The organism is Lacipirellula limnantheis, assembly GCF_007746075.1.
Lineage (GTDB): Bacteria > Planctomycetota > Planctomycetia > Pirellulales > Lacipirellulaceae > Lacipirellula > Lacipirellula limnantheis.
Window position 1 is genome coordinate 4,033,023 of record NZ_CP036339.1, and the last position, 21,919, is coordinate 4,054,941.

23 protein-coding genes are annotated in these 21,919 nt (G+C 62.7%); 9 read left to right on the plus strand and 14 right to left on the minus strand.

What is annotated here, in order from left to right:
- The first annotated feature begins 1,782 nt into the window (after positions 1 to 1,782).
- A complete protein-coding gene (locus tag I41_RS15550; protein WP_145433841.1) occupies positions 1,783 to 1,968 on the plus strand; it encodes a hypothetical protein in 186 nt (61 codons plus the stop codon).
- A gap of 187 nt (positions 1,969 to 2,155) precedes the next feature.
- Here the strand turns inward: I41_RS15550 and I41_RS15555 are convergent, their stop codons facing one another.
- The 4 genes from I41_RS15555 to I41_RS15570 form a co-directional block, all read right to left on the minus strand.
- Positions 2,156 to 3,235, minus strand: a complete 1,080-nt coding sequence (locus tag I41_RS15555; protein WP_145433842.1) for an HlyD family secretion protein — start codon at positions 3,233 to 3,235, stop codon at positions 2,156 to 2,158.
- Positions 3,236 to 3,298: 63 nt separating this feature from the next.
- Positions 3,299 to 4,021 (minus strand): ABC transporter ATP-binding protein, encoded by a 723-nt coding sequence (locus I41_RS15560; protein ID WP_145433843.1) that lies wholly within the window; start codon positions 4,019 to 4,021, stop codon positions 3,299 to 3,301.
- Between the two features lie 61 nt (positions 4,022 to 4,082).
- Positions 4,083 to 5,225 carry an ABC transporter permease gene (locus I41_RS15565; RefSeq protein ID WP_145433844.1) on the minus strand — a complete coding sequence of 381 codons (1,143 nt, stop codon included), beginning with the start codon at positions 5,223 to 5,225 and terminating at the stop codon, positions 4,083 to 4,085.
- A gap of 9 nt (positions 5,226 to 5,234) precedes the next feature.
- Positions 5,235 to 5,885 (minus strand): CerR family C-terminal domain-containing protein, encoded by a 651-nt coding sequence (locus I41_RS15570; protein ID WP_145433845.1) that lies wholly within the window; start codon positions 5,883 to 5,885, stop codon positions 5,235 to 5,237.
- A gap of 147 nt (positions 5,886 to 6,032) precedes the next feature.
- Between I41_RS15570 and I41_RS15575 the strand changes: the two genes are divergently transcribed.
- The 4 genes from I41_RS15575 (at position 6,033) to I41_RS15585 (ending at position 9,176) form a co-directional block, all read left to right on the plus strand.
- Positions 6,033 to 7,115 carry a zinc-binding dehydrogenase gene (locus I41_RS15575; protein WP_145433846.1) on the plus strand — a complete coding sequence of 361 codons (1,083 nt, stop codon included), beginning with the start codon at positions 6,033 to 6,035 and terminating at the stop codon, positions 7,113 to 7,115.
- 266 nt (positions 7,116 to 7,381) lie between these two features.
- Entirely contained in the window at positions 7,382 to 7,546 is a 165-nt protein-coding gene (locus I41_RS27305; protein ID WP_168206935.1) for a hypothetical protein, read from the plus strand.
- A gap of 63 nt (positions 7,547 to 7,609) precedes the next feature.
- A complete protein-coding gene (locus I41_RS15580; RefSeq protein ID WP_145433847.1) occupies positions 7,610 to 8,593 on the plus strand; it encodes a GGDEF domain-containing protein in 984 nt (327 codons plus the stop codon).
- A gap of 259 nt (positions 8,594 to 8,852) precedes the next feature.
- Positions 8,853 to 9,176, plus strand: a complete 324-nt coding sequence (locus I41_RS15585) for a DUF6793 family protein (protein WP_145433848.1) — start codon at positions 8,853 to 8,855, stop codon at positions 9,174 to 9,176.
- Between the two features lie 137 nt (positions 9,177 to 9,313).
- On the opposite strand, the gene I41_RS15590 is transcribed toward I41_RS15585, so the two are convergent.
- The 4 genes from I41_RS15590 to I41_RS15605 form a co-directional block, all read right to left on the minus strand.
- Positions 9,314 to 10,159, minus strand: a complete 846-nt coding sequence (locus I41_RS15590) for a hypothetical protein (protein WP_145433849.1) — start codon at positions 10,157 to 10,159, stop codon at positions 9,314 to 9,316.
- Between the two features lie 381 nt (positions 10,160 to 10,540).
- Positions 10,541 to 11,152, minus strand: a complete 612-nt coding sequence (locus I41_RS15595) for a superoxide dismutase (protein ID WP_145433850.1) — start codon at positions 11,150 to 11,152, stop codon at positions 10,541 to 10,543.
- A 236-nt stretch (positions 11,153 to 11,388) separates the two neighbouring features.
- Entirely contained in the window at positions 11,389 to 11,745 is a 357-nt protein-coding gene (locus tag I41_RS15600) for a hypothetical protein (protein ID WP_145433851.1), read from the minus strand.
- A gap of 63 nt (positions 11,746 to 11,808) precedes the next feature.
- The gene (locus tag I41_RS15605) at positions 11,809 to 14,130 is read right to left on the minus strand and encodes a diguanylate cyclase domain-containing protein (protein ID WP_145433852.1); all 2,322 of its coding nucleotides are present in this window, start codon (positions 14,128 to 14,130) and stop codon (positions 11,809 to 11,811) included.
- Between the two features lie 343 nt (positions 14,131 to 14,473).
- On the opposite strand from I41_RS15605, the gene I41_RS15610 reads away from it, so the two are divergent.
- Positions 14,474 to 15,358, plus strand: a complete 885-nt coding sequence (locus I41_RS15610; protein WP_145433853.1) for a fumarylacetoacetate hydrolase family protein — start codon at positions 14,474 to 14,476, stop codon at positions 15,356 to 15,358.
- A gap of 23 nt (positions 15,359 to 15,381) precedes the next feature.
- On the opposite strand, the gene I41_RS15615 is transcribed toward I41_RS15610, so the two are convergent.
- A complete protein-coding gene (locus tag I41_RS15615) occupies positions 15,382 to 15,855 on the minus strand; it encodes a hypothetical protein (protein WP_145433854.1) in 474 nt (157 codons plus the stop codon).
- Between the two features lie 54 nt (positions 15,856 to 15,909).
- Positions 15,910 to 16,326, minus strand: coding sequence for a hypothetical protein (locus tag I41_RS15620; protein ID WP_145433855.1), 417 nt, complete (start codon positions 16,324 to 16,326; stop codon positions 15,910 to 15,912).
- Between the two features lie 328 nt (positions 16,327 to 16,654).
- On the opposite strand from I41_RS15620, the gene I41_RS15625 reads away from it, so the two are divergent.
- Positions 16,655 to 17,866, plus strand: coding sequence for a DUF1207 domain-containing protein (locus I41_RS15625; protein ID WP_145433856.1), 1,212 nt, complete (start codon positions 16,655 to 16,657; stop codon positions 17,864 to 17,866).
- A gap of 800 nt (positions 17,867 to 18,666) precedes the next feature.
- On the opposite strand, the gene I41_RS15630 is transcribed toward I41_RS15625, so the two are convergent.
- The 3 genes from I41_RS15630 to I41_RS15640 all read right to left on the minus strand — a co-directional run bounded on the left by I41_RS15630 (position 18,667) and on the right by I41_RS15640 (position 20,735).
- Entirely contained in the window at positions 18,667 to 19,431 is a 765-nt protein-coding gene (locus tag I41_RS15630; RefSeq protein ID WP_145433857.1) for a PEP-CTERM sorting domain-containing protein, read from the minus strand.
- Between the two features lie 458 nt (positions 19,432 to 19,889).
- The gene (locus tag I41_RS15635) at positions 19,890 to 20,180 is read right to left on the minus strand and encodes a hypothetical protein (protein WP_145433858.1); all 291 of its coding nucleotides are present in this window, start codon (positions 20,178 to 20,180) and stop codon (positions 19,890 to 19,892) included.
- 150 nt (positions 20,181 to 20,330) lie between these two features.
- Complete coding sequence (locus tag I41_RS15640; protein ID WP_145433859.1) at positions 20,331 to 20,735, minus strand: GNAT family N-acetyltransferase; 405 nt, start codon at positions 20,733 to 20,735, stop codon at positions 20,331 to 20,333.
- A 332-nt stretch (positions 20,736 to 21,067) separates the two neighbouring features.
- On the opposite strand from I41_RS15640, the gene I41_RS15645 reads away from it, so the two are divergent.
- Both I41_RS15645 and I41_RS15650 read left to right on the plus strand, forming a co-directional pair.
- Positions 21,068 to 21,301, plus strand: a complete 234-nt coding sequence (locus I41_RS15645) for a KOW motif-containing protein (protein ID WP_145433860.1) — start codon at positions 21,068 to 21,070, stop codon at positions 21,299 to 21,301.
- A 125-nt stretch (positions 21,302 to 21,426) separates the two neighbouring features.
- Positions 21,427 to 21,606, plus strand: coding sequence for a hypothetical protein (locus tag I41_RS15650; RefSeq protein ID WP_145433861.1), 180 nt, complete (start codon positions 21,427 to 21,429; stop codon positions 21,604 to 21,606).
- Between the two features lie 13 nt (positions 21,607 to 21,619).
- Here I41_RS15650 and I41_RS15655 read toward each other — a convergent pair whose 3' ends face one another.
- Positions 21,620 to 21,889, minus strand: a complete 270-nt coding sequence (locus tag I41_RS15655) for a hypothetical protein (protein WP_145433862.1) — start codon at positions 21,887 to 21,889, stop codon at positions 21,620 to 21,622.
- Between the last annotated feature and the right edge of the window lie 30 nt (positions 21,890 to 21,919).

Sequence of the window (21,919 nt, forward strand, 5' to 3'; positions counted from 1 at the left end):
AGTTTACCACGACATTTCCCGAATCTGGCAATACTCGGCCCCTTATTGGATACCGGGGTCCGAGCAAAAAGGGCGATTTAGGACCCTGCCCGGGCGGGTTATAAAGACGTATAGGTCCTAATTGTTTCGCCGCTTTTACCCTGTTTTTCTCGGGGTGTAAAGGGGGGGGCACAACGGCGGCGCCCCTCTCTGGCGGGGTTTGCCGTGCGGGTTGCCGCAAACTCGCCAAATCGCTTGAAAAAATTTTGATTTCTGCCCAAGACGCAATCCAACGATTTTGATTTTCGAATTCGCCGAGGAATCAGCTATTGCGTCAGAATGGGATTATGAGTAGTCGCCGTGGCGGCGCCCCCTAGCTAGGGGGGTAAAGTTTTTCGGAGATTTTTTTGTCGCCAGGGTGTAGGCGGCTATCGGCGATTTGCCCGCGTTTGCCTCGACGGCGATGGCTCGGGCGGATCGGGCCGAGGCCCCTGGTCCTCGACGGCTCGGGCGCCCTCGGCGTCTGGCCCCTGGTCCTCGACGGCCCGGGCTATCCGGCTCGACGCCACGCCTCGGGCGGATCGCGGCGCCCTCGGGGGCTATCCCTCGACGGCTCGGGGTTCCCTCGACGCCAGACGGCTCGGCGGGTCCTGGTCCCTCGGCGAAGCTCTCCCGCGGCCGTTGACGGCGTCGCCATTGAATCTTGGCCCGATGCCCGGGGTTTAGCCCCGATGGCGCCCGCGGGGGCTATGCGGCCCTCGACGCCACGGCTCGGGCGGATCGCGGCCGAGGCCGACCAGGGGGATAGGCTCGACGCCTCGACGTGGCGGCGGCCCTCGACGCCACGGCTCGGGCGGATCGCGGCCGAGGCCGACCAGGGGGATAGGCTCGACGCCTCGACGTGGCGGCGGCCCTCGACGCCACGGCTCGGGCGGATCGCGGCCGAGGCCGACCAGGGGGATAGGCTCGACGCCTCGACGTGGCGGCGGCCCTCGACGCCACGGCTCGGGCGGATCGCGGCCGAGGCCGACCAGGGGGATAGGCTCGACGCCTCGACGTGGCGGCGGCCCTCGGCGGATCGCGGCGGCCCCTGGTCCTCGACGGCTCGGGTTCCCTCGGGCGGATCGCGGCGGCGGGTCCTCGACGGCCGAAGCTCGACGCCATCGCGGCGCCGGGTCCTCGACGACAAGCCGGCCGAGGCGCCATCGCCAGGGGGTAAGCTCGACGGCCGACGGCGTTGGCGGATCGGATCGCGGCGCCGAGGCTCGACGGGCCGAAGCTCGACGCCATCGCGGCGACGGGCCACGGTCCGGGCTATGCGGCGTGGCACCCTCGGGCTAAGCTCGCGACTTCGCGGCGGCCGATGGCTTTGAAGGCGTGGCGGATCGGGCCGAGGGGTTAGCCGGCGTGGCGGCCGAAGCTCGACGGCGACCGGGTCGCGGCGAATCCGACCTAGGTACACTCGAAAATCTGTACCTAGTTTGGGGGTTAAAACGGCCATTTGCGGCCCGAACCCAAATCAGCAAACCCTACAAAAGCCGCTAATCCGACACTAACCCGACACTAACCCGCCGGTATGTCGGGACTGTCGATCCAGAGGTTGCGGGTTCGAGCCCCGTCAGCGTCGCTTCCGAAAGGCCCTGTTTTCTCGACTCCAAATCGAGGAACAGGGCTTTTTCGTGCGCCCACGAGAGTTGCGCGGCCTTTAGCACGTCGCTAAGCGAGTCAACAGCAGCTTCACTCTCCAATAGCGGACTCTCGCTGGCCTTCGAGCGACATCGACAGGATGTAACGATTCCCGAGATGCAGGAATTTGGCGCTAAGCATTGCGTGCCGGGCGATGCACCGCCGATAGGCTTCGATTCTCCGTTCGAACGGCACCGAAGCGTCGGTAAGCAGTTCAGCGGCGGCTCGCAGAGCGTCGGCGGCATCGAGGCCGACCCGCTCGATCTTCTCTTGCTCAACCATAACTGCCCCGCGGGGTATTGAACGGTATGGCAAACGTAGCTCATTCGGCAGATGGCGCTACCGCCCGCGTGACCGTCACAACACGATTAATTTCAATCCCGGTGCAGTACTTTTTCACAAAGGGGGCGGGTGGCCACGCGAGGTTGGCAGGGTCACGCAGGGATTCGGCGGATCGCCGATTCGGCTGCAATTCGGGCGTCCCTCCGGTTCACTGCCCAACGTCCAGACGCAAGTTTTCCGCGCGGCCTTTCGACTTGTCCAAGAAGACGTCGATCTGCTGTCCGACGTACACCTCGCGCGGCGTCGACTCGATCGCATAGATCACCTGCAACACGCGGGTATCGATTCGTTCGTTGCCGGCGCCGGTGAGCGAACGTTTTGGCTCGGTGAATGGTTCGATTCGCACGAACGACAATTGCAGCGGCTGTTCGGCGTCGCCCCGGACGAAGCCTTGGCCCGGCATCCCCGGTTCAAGCCTCGGCAAGTCTTGTTCGTCGATGTCGACCCGCACGTGAAGCGTCGAGACGTCCCCCAGGATTACCAACGGCTTTCCTGGCGGCGTGCCGACGTATTCGCCGGGCCGGACGTCGACCTTCAGGACTCGTCCGGCAATGGGCGACCGCACGGCAAGGCGATCGAGTTCGACGCGCGCTTGGGCGACCTGCGCTTCCATCCGCTCGACCTGCGACTGGGCGACCGCGACGTCGGCTTGCCAGGCGCCGGCTTTCAGCCGCGCGTCCTCGGCGAGCGCCTGCGTCAGTTCCGCTTGCGCCGCATGATAAGCCTGCTCGCGCTCGACGAGTTCCTGCTCGGCCATGGCGTTCTTCGCCACGAGTCCTCGCGTCCGTTGCAGTTGGTCTCGCCGCAATTCGACGTCCGCTTGAAACTTTTTGACGCGCGCTTCGCTCGGCGGCACGTCTTCGGTTCGCGGCATTTGTCGCCAGCGACGAAGCGTCGCCTGCGCTTCTTCCAAGAGACTCTGCTGCACGGCAAGCTCCGCCTGCAGCTGCCGATCATCGAGCCGGAAGAGGACGTCGCCCGCGGCGACATCGACCCCCTCCTGAACCTTCACCTCGACAACCGTACCGGAGGTGATCGCCGCCACCTCGATGTTTTCCGATTTCGGCTCGATGAGCCCGACGCCGGCGACCACCTCGCTGAAGGGCGCCCGCGACGGCTCGACGACTGGATCGGTCTGAGGCGTCGCTTTCGAGGAACTCACGACGTGCCACACCATGTACGAAAACGCCGCGACGGCGATCATTGGCAATACGAGACTGCGATACATGACAGCACCTTTCAACGCTCGGCCTTCCACACTTGGTTAAGTCGCTGCAGCGTCGGGGCGCCGTTAAGCGACCCGCGTAATCCGCCCGTCCGCCATCTCAATCGTCCGATCACCGTACTCCAACACCCGCGAGTCGTGCGTCACCACGATCACCGATCTCCCCGCTTCGACGGCGACCCTCTTGAGCAATTCCATCACCGTGCGGCCTGAATGGGCGTCGAGCGCCGCCGTCGGCTCGTCGCACACCAGCAGCCGCGGACCGTGCACCAGCGCCCTTGCAATCGCGACCCGCTGCTGCTGCCCGCCTGAAAGTTGTGATGGCAGCGAGTTGAATTTGTCGGCCAGTCCGACTTGTTCCAGCACTTCGTGGGCGTGGACCAACGCCTTGGCACGCGTCCACCCCTGAATCAACAACGGTACTGAAACGTTCTCTGCGGCCGTCAGGGCAGGGAGAAGGTTGTACTGCTGAAAGACAAATCCAACGTTCGCGGCGCGAAAATCGACCAGCCGTCGGCCGCGAAGTTTTGACTGCAGTTCGCCAAAGAGCTCGACTTCCCCTTCGGTGGCATCGAGCAGGCCGGCGACGATCGAAATGAGCGTCGTCTTCCCGCACCCGCTTGGGCCGACAAGCAGCGTCAGTTTGCTTGTCAGCACGTCGACGTCGATTTCATGCAATACGCGAATGCGCGTCTCACCGTCGCCAAACTCCTTCACGACGCCGCGGCAGCGCACGCCGATTTCCCGGTCGTCAGCAGTTTTCGGCGGTTCAGCGAACGTGCTGTTCATTCGAGCGAGTCATCAAGCCAAGGTTGGGAAGCGGCGGCGCCGCGACGTCAGAGCCATGGTTCTATCCACGGAACACCACCGCCGGCTCCAGAATCAATACCTTGCGCAAGCTCATGACGCTTGCCAACAACACAATGAAGACGACGACGACCGCCGTCCCGGCGGCGATTTCGGGCAGCAAGTGCAGGCCGCGCAGATTTGGATTCAAATCGGCCGTGAACTCAAAGAACGCCGCCGTCATTCCAATGCCAAGGCAGTAGCCAATGATGCCGACCACGGTCGCCTGCAGCAGCACCATGCCGATCAGCCGCCCGTTGCGCAGCCCCATCGCCTTCAAAGCGCCGAACTGTTTCAGGTTCTCGAGCGTGAATAGGTAAAAAGTCTGCCCCGCGATCGCCGCGCCAACCAAGAATCCAAGCAAAATCGTGATTCCAAAATTGACTGGGATGCCCGTGTTCCGCAGATAATAGCCGACGACCATCCACAGAAAGTCGCGGTTGTCGAGCGCTCGTAGCGACGTCTGTTCGTCGATGGCCCGCAACACCTCCGCCTGATTGGCGCTTGGGGTCACTCGCCCTACCACGAACGACATTTGCCGTCGCTGCGGCGGGACGTAGTTCAAGGCGAGCGAGTAGCGGGTGAAGATCACCGGAAACGTGAAGAACGGCGACGATACGTCGCAGATCCCGACGACGACGGCCCGCCGGTCGTTCATCTCAACTTCGCGGCCCAATACCTTCGGCTCGCCGGGCCACAATAATCCGTAGCCGATATCATCGATGATCACCGAGTCAGGCCGCCGCAGATCGGCGAGATTTCCCTGCAACATCTTCGTTGGCGCACCGACGAGCGATTGGTCGTCCACGCCGATGACGATCGACTGCCAAAAATGGCCGGTCTCGGTTCGAGCTCGCGTCTGCCCCTTGTACAGCGGCACTGCCCACTCGACGCCAGAGACGCCGCGCACACGATAAAGGTCGCTCTCCGATAGCGGTTTGATGTCGTCGGCGTTCTGGGTGTAGGGATCCATGACCCAAAAATCGGGCTCGCGGACGTCGATCACCTGGCTTGCGGTCCGCTTGATAATGCCGACGAAGATCGACGTCTGCTGAGAGATCAACAGCACGCCAAACGCCACGCCGAAGACCGTGCCAAGATATTTGGCTCGATCCCCTGTCAACATTTTCCAAGCGACCCAGTTCATCGCAGGACCCTAGTTCGTTTCGATTTCTCTCTGCAAATCCACGGAAATCGGATCGCCGTTTCCGAGCGCCGCGAGGCTGAATCGCGTAATGTGGTCGGTCAGCCCGTCGACTGTCAGCGACTTAAATCCTTCTTCACCCATCAAAATGCGGATGACCGGCTGTTGCAGTTGGTAGAACAACACCTGGCCGACAATGCTAAAGCCGATCATCCACGTCTGCTGGGTCCACTCACGGTGCGGGTAAATCTCCTGCATGATCTCGCCCAGCGCGTGGGCCATTGGCCGGATGTACGACTCGACGAACTCGCGGCACGATTCGCTCGGGCGGGAGAGTTCACGCAGCATCAACTCCTGGTGCCAGGCCGGTCGCTCCGTGTTCAGCTTCTCCTCTAGCATTCGCTGGATGAACGCTCGCAGTTTGTCGGCAGGCGTGTAAGATTCTGGCCAGGCAGGCCGATCGAGCCCTTCGACGCGGCACGACTGAGCATGCTCCAGGCACGCTCGATAAAGCCCGCGTTTGTCGCCAAAGTGGTAATTGACCGCCGCGACGTTAGCGCCAGCCTTGTGGCAGATTTCGCGGATGCCGACCGCGTCGAAACCCTTTACGGCAAACGCTTCGCCGGCGACTTCGATGAGCCTGGTTTTGATGTCCTCTGCCACTTTCCCGCCGTCTTTCCTGCTAGCGATCAACCGTTTCAAACGAGTGCTTAAGTCTATCTTGGAAACTAGAACAAATCAAGCGCTTGTTTACTGCGCCTCGAAGACTTTCAACGCTCGGTACCCTGAGCCCCTCGGAGCTCGTCCGCTATGACTCGCGTCGTCCTGTTTCACGGGCCCAATCGCCCTCTCGAAGTGCGAGATATCGTGGCGCCGCCCCTAGCGGATCGGCAGATTTTGGTGCGGGTGCTGGCCTGCACCATCTGTCGCAGTGATTTGCACACTCACGCCGGCCGGCGGCCAGGGCCGATCCCGTCGATTCTTGGGCATGAGATCGTCGGCCGCATCGAAGCATTCGGCCCGGGCACGTCGCCGGTCGACTTCGCGGGGAATCGAGCCGCGGTCGACGACCGGGTCACCTGGTCGATCGCCGTCGGCTGCGGCGACTGCTATTTCTGCCAGCACGATCTGCCGCAGAAGTGCGTCCGGCTCTACAAGTATGGCCACGAGGCAGTCAGCGCGGCGCAGTCGCTGGGGGGAGGGCTGGCCGACCATATCGTGCTGATTCCAAACACGGCATGGCTGAAAATACCCGATGTGATCCCCACCGCGGTTGCCTCGCTTGCCAATTGCGCTGGCGCGACCGCCGCTTCCGCCCTGCGCGCCGCCGGGGCGGTGGCCGGCCAGAGAGTTCTTGTACTTGGCGCCGGCGTCCTCGGCGTGTTCGCTTCAGCGATGGCCCGTTCCGCCGGCGCCCAGCTCGTGGTCGCCGTCGATCCCCTGGACACATGCCGAGAGCGCGCCCTGCAGTTTGGCGCAAATGCGGCGCACGACGCCAAACAGCCTGACCTCGTTGCAGCGCTGCTCGCGACGACCGACTGGCTCGGCTTCGATGTGGTCCTGGAGCTAGCAGGAGTCACATCCTCGGTAGCCACGGCGATTGCCGCCGTGCGTACGGGAGGAACCGCCATTCTCGTTGGTTCCGTCGCGCAGTGCGACTCGCTACCCCTCGATCCGGAGCAACTGGTTCGCCGCATGATCACCCTGCGCGGGGTACACAATTATCACCCTCGTGATCTTCAAGAGACGCTCCACTTTCTCTCTGGGGCGGGGCGGATGTTCCCGTTCGCGTCGCTCATCGCTGCGGAGTTCGGGCTTGAACAGGCTGAAAAGGCCTTTCGCGTTGCCCATGGCCAGCCCGGGGCGCGCGTTTGCGTGACCAGCGTTAGGTGATGAGTGAGTCAACAATTCGCCAGGCTCTTCGCCGAGCGAGTCGACGATTCTCTCCAGCGTGTTCGGTTGCAACGATTACAACGGCGCTTACAGCGAATTGCTGGGAAGATTGCGCCGGCGTCGGTACACGCCCAGAAACGCGCGGCCCGCACACCGGCTCGTTTCCCTTCCATTCGCCGATCAGTCGGTCCCAGTACCGGCTGAACAACCTATCTTAGAATAGGGATTTCTCGCCACTTCGGCCCTCCCTCAGAAGGGTGCACGCCATGCAACTATTCCATTCGATCGGCGACCGGTTCCGGCTCAGTTTGGAAGACGGCTGGCATTGGGTGCAATCACTGAACACGCAGGAGTGGTTTCTCCTCCTAGGCTTTTGCGCCGCGGCGGGCTTCTGTTGCATGCGCGGCACCGGTTCGCGGTCAAACTACTAAAAGTCAATGCCGAACGAGCGTAGTTTTGGTTGACTCGATGAGCACGAACGACGGCAAAAGCACATGACCCTCGCACAAGTACTCCTGGGACAAGGGTTGATCGTCGATACCACCGCGTTGGCCGCAGTGGCGCTAGTGGGCTACCTGTTCGGGCGCCGCACGCGCCGCGCGGCGGCTGCGACTCCGGATGTCACGCTCCTGATTGAACTCGCGCGTGCGCAATGCGTTGCGAAGGATCTTGAACATCTCGCCCAGCGACTCCGCACCGAGGCCCAAGGACATCTTGCCTCGCTTGCCGCATTCCAAGGACAAGTCGAACGGATGCAAACAGGCGCCGTGACGGCCGATTGGCGCCAGCTTCGTCAGCATGCGGATGCCCTGATTGGTCAAACGATGTCGCTGGCGAGCTCGCTCTCGCTGGCTTGCGACGAGATGCGCGATCATCAAAGTCAACTGATGACCTTTGCCGACGCGCGAGTCGACCGCGAAACCGGCGTGTTGAATCGCCGAGCGCTGGTCGAACATCTCCAGGCTCGGCTCGCGGCTCGGGGCGAAGGCGCGAAGAAGGTCGCGATCGTCCTGTGCAGCGTCGACGTCGACCCTTACGCTTGGTCGATTGACGGCGAGGCGGGGCTCGGCAGCGTGGCCCGACTCATTGAACAATACGCGCGAGGCAACGACGTCATCGCCCGGTACGGACCGCAGGAGTTCGTGATTCTGCTGCCGCGCACCACGCTTGAGGGGGGGCTCGTCGTCGGCGAGCGGCTCTTGAAGATAGTCGATGCTGCCTTGGAGCGGCGCGTCTGGGCCGGCGTCGTGGAGGCCGAGATCGAAGAGACTCCCGAGGAGTTGCTCGCTCGGGCAGAATCCGCCTTGCGCGCGGCGGCGAAGGAAGAGACGCCGACGCTGTATGTCCACGACGGGGCCGTGACGCGCCGTCACGCCTTCGAACTCATGCACGCCCATTCTGGTCGCCTCGCGGCCAGTTCGATCTCATCAAGCAGCAATGGGGCCGCGAACGGCGCGGAGAGCGAGACGGTCGGCTAAGATGCAGACGAAAAGTCGACGTCCCGCCATCCCCGAAGATGGCTGCATGTTTCCGTCAACGCAACATTCGTGCGGAGTTTTGAGCCCGAATCAGCCGCGACGCGGCAGCGCTCGTTGACTCGCTTCGCGTCGATGTTCTACATTGAACGCAGAGGCCGAGGTGGGTGAAATCCCACGCCCCACACGCCGGCGCGGCGAATCGAACGTGACGGAGTTACGTATCCTTCCCCGCGCTTGCAAGTCTTGAAAGGAGCTTGCCATGCCGCTATTCGAAGTCGAGACGGACAGTCACATTATCATCACCTGGGCGTCGGACAGTGACGAGGCATCCGGCGTGGTTTCCGTCGCGTATCCGCACGACACGGTATTGCGACTCACCAAACGTCCGCGCGATACCTGGGTGATCTCCAAGAGCGCGCTGGGCCTCAGCGGCAAGACCGACCCCTGCAACACGGCCCGCGATTGCCTATCGAAGTCCGGCGGCGACAAGGTCCACGCGATCCGCCTCTACATGCACGAGACCGGATCTGATTTGGAGCAAGCTCAAAGGGCGATTGAATCGAACATGGTGATGGGCTGGTAGTCCGATACGACTGCACTCAGCGACGTCGCCCGCTCACTAGCTGCGAGGAAAGCGGCTGGTCCGGTCTCGAGCCGAGCTAGTCGTTTTTCGTTGGCAGTCATTGTGACGAGGGCCATGGCGGTTCGTACAGCAGGTGACTACCAGTAACGATTCGTCCCTGAGGGCGCGGTCGGCGCCGTCGTTGCCGCGGGAGCTGGCGTCGTGGTCGCTCCCGATTCCACCGTCGTCGGCGTCGTAGGCGCGGCCGCGGAAGTGGCCGGGGGAAGGCTCGCCACGCTCACCGCGTAGCTGCTGGTCCCGCCTGGACGATAGGACTGCGTCGACGCCTGTGTGACAGGCGCCGGTGAGTAAGCCGGCGGGGCCGGAGTCGTCGCCGAAGCAGGCGGCGCCGTGACAGCACCACCAGCTGATCCGTATCGACTTGCACCTCCAGCCAGTTCAGTCGTCGGTGGATAGCTAGGCACAGTGTTACTCGCACCGCTTGGACCTTGCCCATACAAAGGGACTGGTGTGGCGCCAGCGGTCTGGGCACTCGGCATGGCTCCCGCGCCGTAGCGGTCGGCGACAGTCGTCGCCACGCTCGTCGTCGGCGCCTTTGGCGCCGGAGTCGCGGACGGATCATACGGGCCGGCGGCGGCGGTCGATGTCGTCGCACTAGTCGGAGCCGTCGCCGCAGCCACTTGGGTAACGGCGTTAGGCGTAAACGCAGGTGCGTCCGTACTCGGATAAGCGGAGTCGTTTTTTCCCGAGCCGGCAGTTGACCCCATGGTGTTCGCCGGCTTGAACGGCGCTGCAGAGCCAGCGACTTGCGTCCCTTCGGCCTTCTTCGCCGCATCCGAGGGAAGCTCAGGTGCGGCGTGCGCCAACGCGGCTTCGTCAGCCTTGTTCGACTTCCACCAAGCAAGCTTCGGCGTCGATTTGCAGCCGATCGTCGTCGACGCTGAGAGGACCAGCAGGCCGAAAGTGATGGCCGTCTTTCTCATGGCTTCCATGCCTCGTTGGTCGGGAACCGGCGCTCATCCATTAGGCGCCGCCCGGTGATTGGTAGTCTGCCGCGACCGTCGCGCCAGGGGCGGCAGGCGCAACATGAGCTCGCGCAAAAAACTTCTATTCGCACCTTCGGCAGAAGCGGGTCATAGCGTTGAGGAAAAACCGGACGCTTGCAACGATTCTCCGGCGCCAGCATCGCCGTCAATGCGCGGCGCGATTATAGAATGAGACGGCACGGCGTCAACGTCACCCGATGACTCCGGAGCCGTCAGACTATGGATCTCCGTCAGTTAACGAAAAAACGCCCTGGCAACGTCGGAGTTGGCAGGGCGCTTGCTGTCATGACAGATCGCTAGCAGAACTCGAACGAGATGCTAGCCCTTGACCTTGGCATATCGCTCGCCGACTGCGTTCCAGTCGATCACATTGAAGAAAGCCGCCAAATAGTCGGGCCGCTTGTTCTGATACTTCAAGTAGTAAGCGTGCTCCCAGACGTCGACGCCCAAGATGGGCGTGCGGCCTTCCATGTAGGGATTGTCTTGATTCGGCGTGCTCTCCACCAGGAGCTTGCCCCCCTTGTCGACGCTCAGCCACGCCCAGCCGCTGCCAAAGCGCGTGATCGCGGCGTTCGTCAGCGCTTCCTTGAACTTTGCGTAGCCGCCGAGCTCCGCGTCGATCGCTGCCGCCAGCGCGCCGATTGGCTCGCCGCCGCCCTTCGGAGACATGATTAACCAGAACAACGAGTGATTGGCGTGTCCGCCTCCATTGTTACGTACTGCCGTACGAATCTTCTCGGGCACCGAATTAATGTTCCGACACAGTTCTTCGATCGACTGCTCAGGAACATCTGAACCGGCGAGCGCTTCATTCACTTTCGTCACGTACGTCGCGTGATGGCGATCATGGTGAATCTCCATCGTCAGCGCGTCAATGTGAGGTTCGAGTGCGTCCTTGGGGTAGGGCAGCTCGGGAAGCGTGTAAGCCATTGTGATTCTCCCTCGTTTATCGTGCCTGCGCCGGATGCGGCGCGTGGTCCTTGCGATCTAACGCAAAAATGAGCCCCTGATCTTCGGGGCACCTGAACGCCAGAATACCGGACTCGCCGACCGGTGACAATCGTCCGCGTCCCCGTCGTGATCGGCGCTTTCGCCGTTGCCGCGGACTTCGCGTCGCACGATCAAGAGACCAGGCGCCGGTTTCGCGCGCGGCGCCCGGTTGAGGGCTATTTGATGATGCGGTCGACACGTCGCCGCCCGGCCTGATCGAGCAACCGGCGAATTTCGTGCTGTTGCTGGTTCAGCAACTCAAGTTGCGTAGAGAGCGAACGGAGCAGTTGATCGTCGGCGACTCCCGAGCCATGCAGCGCGATCGGATAGGCGTCATGGCGGTGATGCGAATCGCGGCGGTCACCCGAATCTTGCAACATCGGCGTTGATTCGTCGGCAAATACCGCATCCACCGCCAGCGGTTCCAAGTCGCCCGAATTATCACTTGCCCGATGTCGCGCCATCGCGGATCGCCCGCGGTGAATTGCACCCAGGCCTGCGCCTTCGCTCAGTTCACGAATATCGGTTCGCATGCGTCCTCTCTCCGTACTTGCCGGCGCTTCAACAGGGCCGACGTTTTCTAACGTATTGTCCAGCTACCGCGCCCCAATCGATGAGGGACGGGGCGGCTCCGCATCGACCTCTCGCGCCATCAGGTAAGACTTGAGGCTTTGCAGCGCCATTTTGGCGCGATCCAATTGGTCATCGCGGCGGCGATTGCGCCGCTTCTTTGGCCGGATCGATACATTAACCACCGTTTGCGCGTAGCTGCCAGCGGCTAGGCCGAAGCTATTCGTCTTCTCCAACCGGTCCTCGCTGAACTCAAGTTCCAATCGATACGGCGACGGGCGATCGGCCTTGCGGCGCTGCTGGCCGACGCGATCGCTGGAGATCTCAATCTCGACCCGGTTGTCACGAATAGAAATGATCTTTGCCTGCTGATCGGTGACGAATCCGCGCAATTTCTCGATAGCAATGTCGATTGGGACCTCCGTCGTCAACTTGGCCTCGATCAACGGAGCCGCGCGGAACAACCCGAAGTTCCACCACTTCTTTTTTGGCGTGCGTGCATGTTCCATGGCGTTGCCCAATTGGACCACTTGGTTGCGACCCTGCTCTTTGGCCATCAGCAATGCCGAATCAGAACGACGCAACAGGGTTTCCGGCGTATCTCCCGATTGGAGCTGCGCCACCCCGAAGCTGGAGGTGATTTTTCGCGTTCCTAAGCTATGGAACGTCGCCTCGGCAATCTTTTTACGAATTTGCTCGGCTCGGGCCGCCGAGTCAGCCATCGTGCAATCGGCGCAGAGAACGGCAAACTCTTCGCCGCCGTAGCGCGCTACGAGGTCTCCGGATCGACAGGCCTGCGTCAGCAGATTGGCAACGGTAATGATGGCCTCGTCGCCTGCCTGATGTCCAAACGTATCGTTGATGTTCTTGAAATGATCGATGTCCGTCATGATCAGACTGCACGGCAACCCGGCCTGCTCATGAGCTTCGATGAACAGCGCCAGCATCCGATCAAATTCGGCGCGGTTGGCGACCTTCGTCATCGGGTCCTTGGTCACTTCAGCGTGGAGGGCTTCGCACTTTTCCTCCAGCGAGACTTCGGGCTGCGCATCTTGCAGCAGCACCGTGGCCCCGCGCAACTGCCCGTCGCGACAGACGACCGGTATCGCGTGGAGGTCGATCGCCACATGCTCGCCTTGCCGGCCGAGAATCTCCAACCGTTGCCGCAACTGCGCATGCGTGGCAATGGACCTCGCGACGGGGCACGCATCGTCGCGCACCCGTCGACCGGCCGTATTGCACATATCGAGCAAACTCGGCGTGAACTGCCGTCCCTGGGCCGCCGCGCTGCTGACGCCGGTGAGTCGCTCGGCCCCTTTGCTCCACAAAAAGATGTTCCGCTGTTCGTCGACGAAAATGACGCCGTCATGCATCGAATCGATCAGTTGCTGCTCGAAGAGCGAGCGATTGTCTTTTACGGCGGCAGGAGCAATGACCGGCGTCGCGGCGAACGTTGTCGGCGTCGACCATGGCAGCTCCGTCTGACGCTTGCCAAGCTCGTTTAGCCAGCGTCCTGCGACCTGCTGCGTCAACAGTTCCTGATCGTGCGAAAGCAGTTCGATGAACTGATTAACCAGGATCGGATCGTAGAGCGTCCCCGCGCCGACAAACAACTCGTGCAGCGCGGCCTCGCGCGTCCGGAGGTCGCCCGCCGACGCACTGGTCGTCATCTGGTCAAAAGCGTCGACGATGGCGATCATCCGCGACTCGAGCGGCAGATCGTCGCCCCCAACCGGCGACGGAGCGCCGCTGCCATCGAAGCGGCGGCCGGCGTACCGTACGGCGTCCAGCACGCGCTGCGAACTGCAACAGCACGCGAGGATGTGAACGCCGGCCTCCCAATGCGTCTGTAGCATCGCCTCTTCTTCAGGCGAAAGCCGCGACGTTTTGGTCAGTACCGCATCGGGAACCGAGATTTTGCCGACGTCGTGGAGCAGCGACGCTGCTTCAACGGCGTCGCGCGTCTCATCGTCGAGTCGCTTATACAGGGCCCACGTACTACACCCCAGCGCGACGCGTAAGCTGTGCGACGCCGTCGGCGGGTGCTTGTGCTGCAGGGCGGTATAGAGTCCGCTGGCCAAGCCCAAGCGGACCTGGACGAGGGAATTCTGGTGATGGTCGACAGGGCGGGCAGCCGGGGTGGCCGGTGAGGCCGAAGGACCGGTCTTCGCCGGTCGGGACGCGGGCTTGGGTTCAGCGGTCGCCTCTTCGAGGGCGCTCAGCAGAGAGCTGATTTCCGCGACTCGCGACTCTGTCTCGAGCCGTCGCCGCGCCGAGAGCGCGCGCGGGTCCGGAGGCGCGGGCGACGCAGCGGCGGAATCAATGGCGGGATGGTTTGTCTCAGGCATAGCGACGGTAGGACCGGTCCGCGATCAATAGTCGGATAGCGCAGACAGCGACGGTACAGACCTTCGGTCCGCTTAACCGTAGGTCACTCGCACCATGACGGCAAATGCTTGCAAAACACAATCTCCGGCGGGATTTACGCCCCTTAGTCCCAATACGGGGATCACGCTGAGCAGCGTCTAGGCTCGACTGCCCTAGCACGAGCGGCGACGCCCCACTCGGTGCAATCCGTACGATCTAACGGCCTGCGGCAATCGAGCATACGGTCCAAGCTTGAATCCTCCTGGCCCTCTCGATACGTTGACGGTTCACGGCAGTTGGCCGGTTAAATGTTTGGAGACGATCATGCGGTTGGTGACCTTTGAATCGAATGGCGTGCCGAGGGCCGGCGGGCTTCGGGTGGGATCGACCGGCGTGCCGGAAGTGGTTGACCTCCAAGCCCATGACCCATCGCTTCCCGGTTCGATCAAGGAGATTCTGGAGGCCGGCCCCGCCGTGTGGGAAACCGTCCGGCGTGCCATTGCGGCCGAGCACTGCACGCCGCTCGATCAGGTCAAGCTCCTCTCGCCGGTCCTCGATCCGCAGAAGATCATTTGCGTCGGTCTGAACTACGCGGACCATGCGGCCGAGACAGGCGCCAAAGCAGGCGACGAGCCAGTGATCTTCTGCAAGTTGCCAACGACGCTGCGCGGCCCTGAAGCCCCCATCGAGTTGCCGCCCGAGTCGAACGAGGTCGATTACGAGGCCGAGCTCGTCGTGGTCATTGGCACGCGCGCCCATCGCGTGAGTCGCGTCGACGCGCTCGACCATGTCGCCGGGTTCGCCTGCGGAAATGACGTTTCGGCTCGCGATTGGCAGAAGAACAAGCCCGGAAAGCAGTGGCTGTTGGGGAAGTCGTTCGATTCCTTTGCTCCGTTGGGTCCGTGGATCGCGACGCGCGACGAGATCGCCGATCCGGGCCAGCTCGACATCGAGATGAAACTGAACGGCGAGGTGATGCAGAGTTCGAACACGCGACAGCTCATTTTTCCCATCGATTATCTGGTCAGCTACCTCTCGCACGTCTGCACGCTGCTCCCCGGCGATCTCATCTTCACGGGGACGCCATCGGGGGTCGGCTTCGCGCGCACGCCGCCGGTGTTCTTGAAGGCGGGCGACGTCTGCGAAGTCTCGGTCATGGGATTGGGGACGTTGCGGAATCCAGTGAAGATCGCCACTGAGTACGACTGACCGAGATCGCCCGCGGCGCAGAATCAACCGAGCGGCCGCAGCGTCCCCTGAAACTTCGCGAGCGCTTCGGCCGGTTCGAGATTGAAGATCACGCGGCCGTCGGTGATCCAACCGTCGCCGCGGTGCATGAACACAGCCGTCGCGGAGCGAAGGTTTCCAACGGCTTCGACATCCTCCATACCGCCCCCCTCGATCGCGGCAAAGCTGATCGTGGCCGCCGCCAACGCAATCAATTCGCCGGTCGCGTCGTCGGCGGCGAACAGCGGCGTGCCCGAAAGTTCGCAACCGGTCCAGCGGAGGCCGCGTGGTTTGCCGCTCGCGCTGGCGGTGCGGAGGAACAGGCCGGTGAGGTCGTCCCGCTGCTGACTGAACTCCTGGATTGCGTCTTCGCGACCGGCGACGGCGCGTCGCAACCGCCGGCGATTGAATCGCGTCGCGGCGAAGACGGTGGCGGCGACGCCGCCTGCCAGCACTGCGATCATCCAGAGGTATCCCATGTCGTCGCGCTCCTCGACCGAGTCGCGCGATCGTTCCGCTGGCAACTTGGCCGCTTACCGCCAGGTGAGGCTGTCGTCCCGCTGTGCCGCCGCGGGCGGGGGCGCCATTGCGGGCTGAGCGTGAGGGTAGACCATCGGGCCGGCGCCCGGCAAGTAACCCGCTTCCCCCTGGTTGGCTCCACAGCCGCAACCGCCAGCGCCGCCGTGACATCCTATCGGAGCGTAGGGCGCCGGATAAGGGAGCTCGCAGCCGCGCGGGACGTACACGTAACTCGCCCCGCGATCTGGCGCTGCGTCGCGCGTCTTCACCATGGGGGCCTGATGGCCCGGCCCGTAGCCGTAACCCCACCACTGGGCCCAGTTGCTCGGTTGCGGCGGAAAACCGGGGAACCAAGCCGCTGCTTGCCGGGGCGAGGCGAGCGTGGCCGCCAAGGCGATCGCCCCGGCCGCGAGTTGAATTTGAATCGACATGGCACAGCGCTCGACGCCAGCGGAGATCACGACGCTCGTCACTAACATCGAACGGCCGCCGGTCGCGGCACGGGGAAACCGCCGCGTGATAGCTCGACCGTTGCGACCTGCCAGCATGCCGGCGACCCTCAAGGTTTCGCCCCCTTACGCACGTGGCCCCCAGTTCGCCTGTTTTATCGATTCTCCGCACTACTCCGATTATCCCCGACGATGGGAACGGGCCGATAACAAGGATTGAACCGGTTGCAGCGCTCGAGCCTCCCGACGGCTCAAGGCGCAGGCCGGCGACCCACATCCCCGCCGCGCCGCCCAGGGCGCCCCCAACCCGATGAAACTGCATCTCCCGCTGATCACAGCGGTCGCGGTTTGGCTTGGCCATGCCGTGCCCGCCCGCTGCGCCGACGCCCCCCCGTCGGCCGGCGCCGCTCCTACCGCGCCCACACCCGCCACCGCTAACGATGAGGAAGGCTGGTTCGACGGCTGGCGACCACGCTTTCTGTCCGAGCGCCTCGGGCGCGGTCGGAAGCCGGCCGCTCCGCCCGACAGCTCCGTGGTGCTGGTGGCGGGGCAAGAGCAACTCCCGCCGCTGCCGCCGCTCGGACCGGTCAACGAACGTCCCGCCCACGACGCACCGGTGACACGGCAGCTGAACGACCCCTACCTCGGGGGCGGGCTGGAGGCCGCGAACCAGTACATCGCCCCCTTGCCCGCTTATACGGACATTCCTGTCCCCAGCGACGGCGGCGGGTACTACTCGGCCACGTCGAGCCTGATGAGCAGCGAGCCCTATGAATGGCAGATCCTGCCGCAGGGGCTGATTTACCGTAGCTACCTGGCGGGCGAGAAGGAATCGCGTCTTCGCTCGTTCTGGTACAACGAGCGGGGTCGCAACCTGTGGGACCTGACGCTTGGCGGCAACGTCGGGTTGCTCCGCTACGGCACCCGCGGCAACGTGCGGCCTGAGGGGTGGCAGATTGGTCTCGAAGGCGCCGGCATCGTGCGGCTCGACGTCGATCAGAATCGCGACGTCGACTCCGACGACTTCCGCGGAGGCATCCCGATGACGTGGGGCGACTCGATCTACCAGGTGAAGTTCGCGTACTACCACCTCAGCTCGCACCTGGGCGACGAGTATTTGTTGAAGCATCCTGGCTATCCGCGATTGAACTACAGTCGCGATTGCCTGGTGTGGGGTCACTCGATCTACCCAACCGAGAACTTTCGCGTGTACGGCGAGGTCGGCTACGCGGTGGTGTACGACGTCGGCAAGCCGTGGGAGTTCCAGTTTGGCGTCGACTGGGCGCCGGGCGGGGCGACGGGAGGTCGCGGGGCGCCGTTCGCGGCGGTGAACGCCCATCTGCGCGAGGAGCTGAACTACGGCGGCAACGTCGTGTTCCAAACCGGCTGGGCGTGGCGTCGCAGCCCGGCGTCGGGCCTGTTCCGCGTCGGCATGGAGTACTACAACGGCAAGGACGATCAGTTCTCGTTCTATCAGGACAGCGTCGAGAAGATCGGCGGCGGCATTTGGTACGACTTCTAACGATGCGTTGCATCTCGCGTCGAACTGGCGACGATCATGCGGCACGACCGGCGGGACCTCCCGCCGGTTTTTTATTGTCCGTGGGCGAATGTTGATTTCTGGTGACAAAACCTCTCGCATCGCGTTGCCGGGGCTCGCGCCTTGCGCTCGTGCGAATCGGGATTTGTCGAGTAACGGTCTTATGGTTCAGGTTGCTATTGAATTGTCACTTGTGGGCGGACAAAACTACGGGCCAGGCGATCAATTAACGCGGCCAATGGACAAAACTGGCTGAAGCGTCGCTGTCGGCGTGCCATCGTTCGATCAACGGGGCCAACTGGCCGCCGGTGCTGGGCCCTCCGCTTTTCAGCGTGTGTCAAGCGAAAGGCCTGTCCCATCGATTCGCTTGGACACATCTGTCATAAACGATTTTGATTCGCGAGGGGAGCCGCTATTATTGGCCACCCCGCTAGAGAGTGGGGCGCCGCCGATAACAGGAGACTGACATCCCGTTTGCTGCGGACGAGTGCGCCGCGACGGTCACCGGATCATGGAAAATGACGGGCAGCGACGGCAGTGAATGCCAGAGCACGGGCGGGCGGCGATTAGGGTGCGCTGCGACCAGCAGGGGGCGAGCCAGGTGTAAATCGCCCGATTGGAGAGTCCTTAAAGCATTGGAGGCGGGGCATCTTGCATGTTGCCCCGCCTCCGATCGTCTCTTTGCAATGCGCGGCGAGTTGCCGGAAACGCGTATCCGGCCGTCGAACAGGCGACTCGCTAGGCGGCCGTGATCCCGTCGTATTTCAACTCTCGATCACCCGCTAGTTGAGAGGAAATCTCCTCAGTTGGCCGATCAGCGCCATCCCGGCGACCATGAGGGTCAACGTCGATGGTTCAGGGACCGCCGCGTAGGTGAACTGCGTGATCGCGCCAGCGGTCGAGACTTGGCCGCTGATCGCGTCGCCGTTGTTGATCTCGACGACGGAAAAGAGTCCGTCATTCTCGGTGTTGGCGGTATCAAACGTGGCGAAGCCGAAGCCCGCGCCGCTCACGGTCGCCGTGGCGGGGATTTGCACGTCGAGCAGCAAGTTCCCCTGGGCAGGATCATAAGTGAAGGGACTCTGCAAATTGATCGTGTAGTCGAACGGGTAGGGGGCGGCGCCGGACGCCGACGTCGTTAGCGTGAGCGAACCGGAGTAGACGGTCTGCTCATTGCCGCCGACGTTGCTCGCGAACGTCGTTTGGAGTTGATTGGCGCCCTCGCCGGAGCCTTGCGTCGTGGAAAGGCGGATCAACGACTCCGAAATACTCACCGTGTCGCCGGCGAACGCACTGGGCGTGGTGAAAGGGCGGAAGGAGATTGCCGAAATGGTCACTGGCCCGCTGACTCCAGCAAAAGTAGAGCTGTCGTAGACTTGTTGCACGCGGCTGCCGCCAACGCCGAAATATCGCAAGGGGGCGGGCCCTTGAGCGTTGCCGGGCGTATTGCTGGAGGCGGAGGGAGCGACGATGGTCGCAGCAGAGGCGGTTGCAATAGCGCCGGCAGACGCTAGCAGCGCGAGGGCGAATACATTCCGTCGAATCATGAGACGTTTCCTCAAGAGAACGTGAACGGCGAGTTGAACATCGACAGCGATGCCCGAAACAAGAGAGCCGCGACTCTGTTGCAATCGCAATGCCAAGGTCCGCGACGCATCGCACCGCGTGACACATTGTCGCGTGCGTCTGGAGTCGCCATTCACGGATCGCGACTGCGGGCGGGGATCGGACGCTATAAAACACGCAATATTCGTCGCACTCGCGGTAGGACCGCGCTGCTCAAGCTACGTCGGCGAGGATAATGACACACATTTTCAGGCGGCCACCAGATCGAGGCGGCTGTGGGCGTTAACCGATCAAGCTGTACGGATCTCTCACACCAAGGGGCCGGTGACGGCGTTGAAGAATAGCGTGTGCACTCGTCTGCTGACGCCGGAGGAGATCTAGCGATCGAAGGTCGCAGTCGTGCGGCCGGTGCTTCTGGCGTTGCGCGCGGCTCGAGGTCTCATGCTCGTTGCGCCAATTGCGGCCACATTTCGCTGGTCCACACAGGCGTTTGTCGATGCTGAAGCGTGAAACCAAAGGCTCCAAACGAAAGATGGGTTGCTGATGCGAACTCGAACTCCCAGCGCCAGTATTGGCGATCGAAGTGAACCAGCTGGGGAACGACTGGTTCGCGTTCAAAGTCTACCACCCAGTCTCCGAAGATATCAATTTGATGACGACTTTCTTGCGAATCGATCGAGAATTGCAGTCCGGTGACACCGCGAAAGGCGAGGTCGGCGGCCGCGATCAAGTACTCGTAGTCGCCTTGCACCTCATTTCGAGACTCGACGATATGGTCGACGTCAAGAACGAGATCTGAGCGCGTTGAATTCGTCTGGATGGAATTTCACGCAAAAGCTTGTCGTGGAAATCAAGCGAGGCAAAGGCGCGTTCTGTGCTTTCATGGGAAGGCAAGTCGCTTGCGCAGGAGAACGGCGTCTGGCGGTTCCCAGCCGCGCGAGCGATAGAATCCTTCGGCTTCGCGCCAGACGTCGGCGATGATCAGCGGACAGCCGCGCGACCGCAATGCCCCTTCGACGGCGTCTATGAGCTTCTTTCCAACTCCGCGCCCGCGATGCGATGGCGACACGATCAACTCGCTCAGGTACCCGCGAAAGTTCAAATCGTGAGCCGACGCAAAGCCGGCAATGCCGCCGTTCAAGCTATAGACAAATGCCAAACAACTTGGCGACTCCAAGACCCGGGCGACGATGTTATCGGGCCACGAAGACTGCCAAAACCCGGGCTCTGCCTTCATCAGCCGAGTAATCGCGTCGACATCTGAGTGTCCGGCTGGGCGAATCATTAACGGTGCTCCGATCGGCTTCGGCAGTATACGCGCCCCCGCCGCCGGCGGCGAGAAGAGCCATGTGAACGCACTTTCGAATACTTGTCTTTGCTCGGTATGAGGGTGGATGTATTAGTGAGGGGGGACGCATTCGCGCCGTCGGCCCCGCTGTTAGTACATTGGCCCGCATTCCGGTTCATATGCGATGATCGATCCGCCGCGAACGCTCCGTGGGGTCTTCACCCGTGCCGTGGTGCGTAAGCATCGCGGAAAGCCGAAATCGCTCAGCTCTGGAGGTCGTTTCACGCGCTCAGAATCTAGGCTTGGGCACTCTCACAGCGGACGCATCAATGGGATATTCGATTTTGGCTCTTGGCGACGTCGTGCGGATTAGCGCCGGCGCCTACGAAGGTTCCGTGGGCGTCGTCGAGCCGCCGACGCTTGATGCCGAGCAATATGAGACGGAGCGTCAACCTGCTGCCATGCTGTTTCCGGTTACGGTTGCCCTTTGCATTGAAGGCGTGCCTCACACGTTCCGCGTTCCCGCTGATCTGCTCACCCGCGTCAGCGATCGTTACTCCTAAGGTCGCCGCCGGAACTCAGCGAATTTCCCGTTTCTTGCCTCCGAATTGGGCTTCATGGAAGGGGCGACCGCAAGATGTGCGGTCGGGCAGCGCGGGTTTTCTGCGCGGCGGTTAGGGTCGTCGGGATGGACGACAAACCACCGCAAGAGACGCCACGCGTCCACTATTATCCGTTCAGCTACCCCGAGCCGATTCCGTGCAGCGAGGAGAAGCGGCGCGAGTATGAGGAGATTGGGGAGCGGATTGTCGAGCAGTTGAAGCGGCAGCGGGGGCGGCGGAGTCGCTGGCGGCCGCGGGAGAGCTAGCGCGAGCGACGGTTTAGCGGTGCGCCGGTTGTTGCGAATAGGCGCCTTGCGCGTGGCCGCGGGCCCGGGGTTTGGCCACGGCGACCAGTCCCGCCAGCATCAGCGCGAACGAGACGGTGGCGAGCAGCAAGCTGCGCAGCGTGAAGCGCTTGCCGAGCCGGAGGGTTGCGATGCCGCTGAAGGCGAGCAGGGCGGCCGGATACCACAGGACGAAGTGCCCTTTCCAGGCGATGAGGTCGTGGTGGGCGGGGTGGGCGGCGGTCCGCGACCAGAGCGCGAACATGACGCCGCTCGCGGCCAAGCAACCCAGAGT

Bases quoted from the DNA above. Each gene is read 5' to 3' on its own strand.
- I41_RS15550 (WP_145433841.1), top strand. From the start codon at position 1,783: ATGCAGGAATTTGGCGCTAAGCATTGCGTGCCGGGCGATGCACCGCCG.
- I41_RS15555 (WP_145433842.1), bottom strand. From the start codon at position 3,235: ATGTATCGCAGTCTCGTATTGCCAATGATCGCCGTCGCGGCGTTTTCG.
- I41_RS15560 (WP_145433843.1), bottom strand. From the start codon at position 4,021: ATGAACAGCACGTTCGCTGAACCGCCGAAAACTGCTGACGACCGGGAA.
- I41_RS15565 (WP_145433844.1), bottom strand. From the start codon at position 5,225: ATGAACTGGGTCGCTTGGAAAATGTTGACAGGGGATCGAGCCAAATAT.
- I41_RS15575 (WP_145433846.1), top strand. From the start codon at position 6,033: ATGACTCGCGTCGTCCTGTTTCACGGGCCCAATCGCCCTCTCGAAGTG.
- I41_RS27305 (WP_168206935.1), top strand. From the start codon at position 7,382: ATGCAACTATTCCATTCGATCGGCGACCGGTTCCGGCTCAGTTTGGAA.
- I41_RS15580 (WP_145433847.1), top strand. From the start codon at position 7,610: ATGACCCTCGCACAAGTACTCCTGGGACAAGGGTTGATCGTCGATACC.
- I41_RS15585 (WP_145433848.1), top strand. From the start codon at position 8,853: ATGCCGCTATTCGAAGTCGAGACGGACAGTCACATTATCATCACCTGG.
- I41_RS15590 (WP_145433849.1), bottom strand. From the start codon at position 10,159: ATGAGAAAGACGGCCATCACTTTCGGCCTGCTGGTCCTCTCAGCGTCG.
- I41_RS15595 (WP_145433850.1), bottom strand. From the start codon at position 11,152: ATGGCTTACACGCTTCCCGAGCTGCCCTACCCCAAGGACGCACTCGAA.
- I41_RS15600 (WP_145433851.1), bottom strand. From the start codon at position 11,745: ATGCGAACCGATATTCGTGAACTGAGCGAAGGCGCAGGCCTGGGTGCA.
- I41_RS15605 (WP_145433852.1), bottom strand. From the start codon at position 14,130: ATGCCTGAGACAAACCATCCCGCCATTGATTCCGCCGCTGCGTCGCCC.
- I41_RS15610 (WP_145433853.1), top strand. From the start codon at position 14,474: ATGCGGTTGGTGACCTTTGAATCGAATGGCGTGCCGAGGGCCGGCGGG.
- I41_RS15615 (WP_145433854.1), bottom strand. From the start codon at position 15,855: ATGGGATACCTCTGGATGATCGCAGTGCTGGCAGGCGGCGTCGCCGCC.
- I41_RS15620 (WP_145433855.1), bottom strand. From the start codon at position 16,326: ATGTCGATTCAAATTCAACTCGCGGCCGGGGCGATCGCCTTGGCGGCC.
- I41_RS15625 (WP_145433856.1), top strand. From the start codon at position 16,655: ATGAAACTGCATCTCCCGCTGATCACAGCGGTCGCGGTTTGGCTTGGC.
- I41_RS15630 (WP_145433857.1), bottom strand. From the start codon at position 19,431: ATGATTCGACGGAATGTATTCGCCCTCGCGCTGCTAGCGTCTGCCGGC.
- I41_RS15640 (WP_145433859.1), bottom strand. From the start codon at position 20,735: ATGATTCGCCCAGCCGGACACTCAGATGTCGACGCGATTACTCGGCTG.
- I41_RS15645 (WP_145433860.1), top strand. From the start codon at position 21,068: ATGGGATATTCGATTTTGGCTCTTGGCGACGTCGTGCGGATTAGCGCC.
- I41_RS15650 (WP_145433861.1), top strand. From the start codon at position 21,427: ATGGACGACAAACCACCGCAAGAGACGCCACGCGTCCACTATTATCCG.
- I41_RS15655 (WP_145433862.1), bottom strand. From the start codon at position 21,889: ATGTTCGCGCTCTGGTCGCGGACCGCCGCCCACCCCGCCCACCACGAC.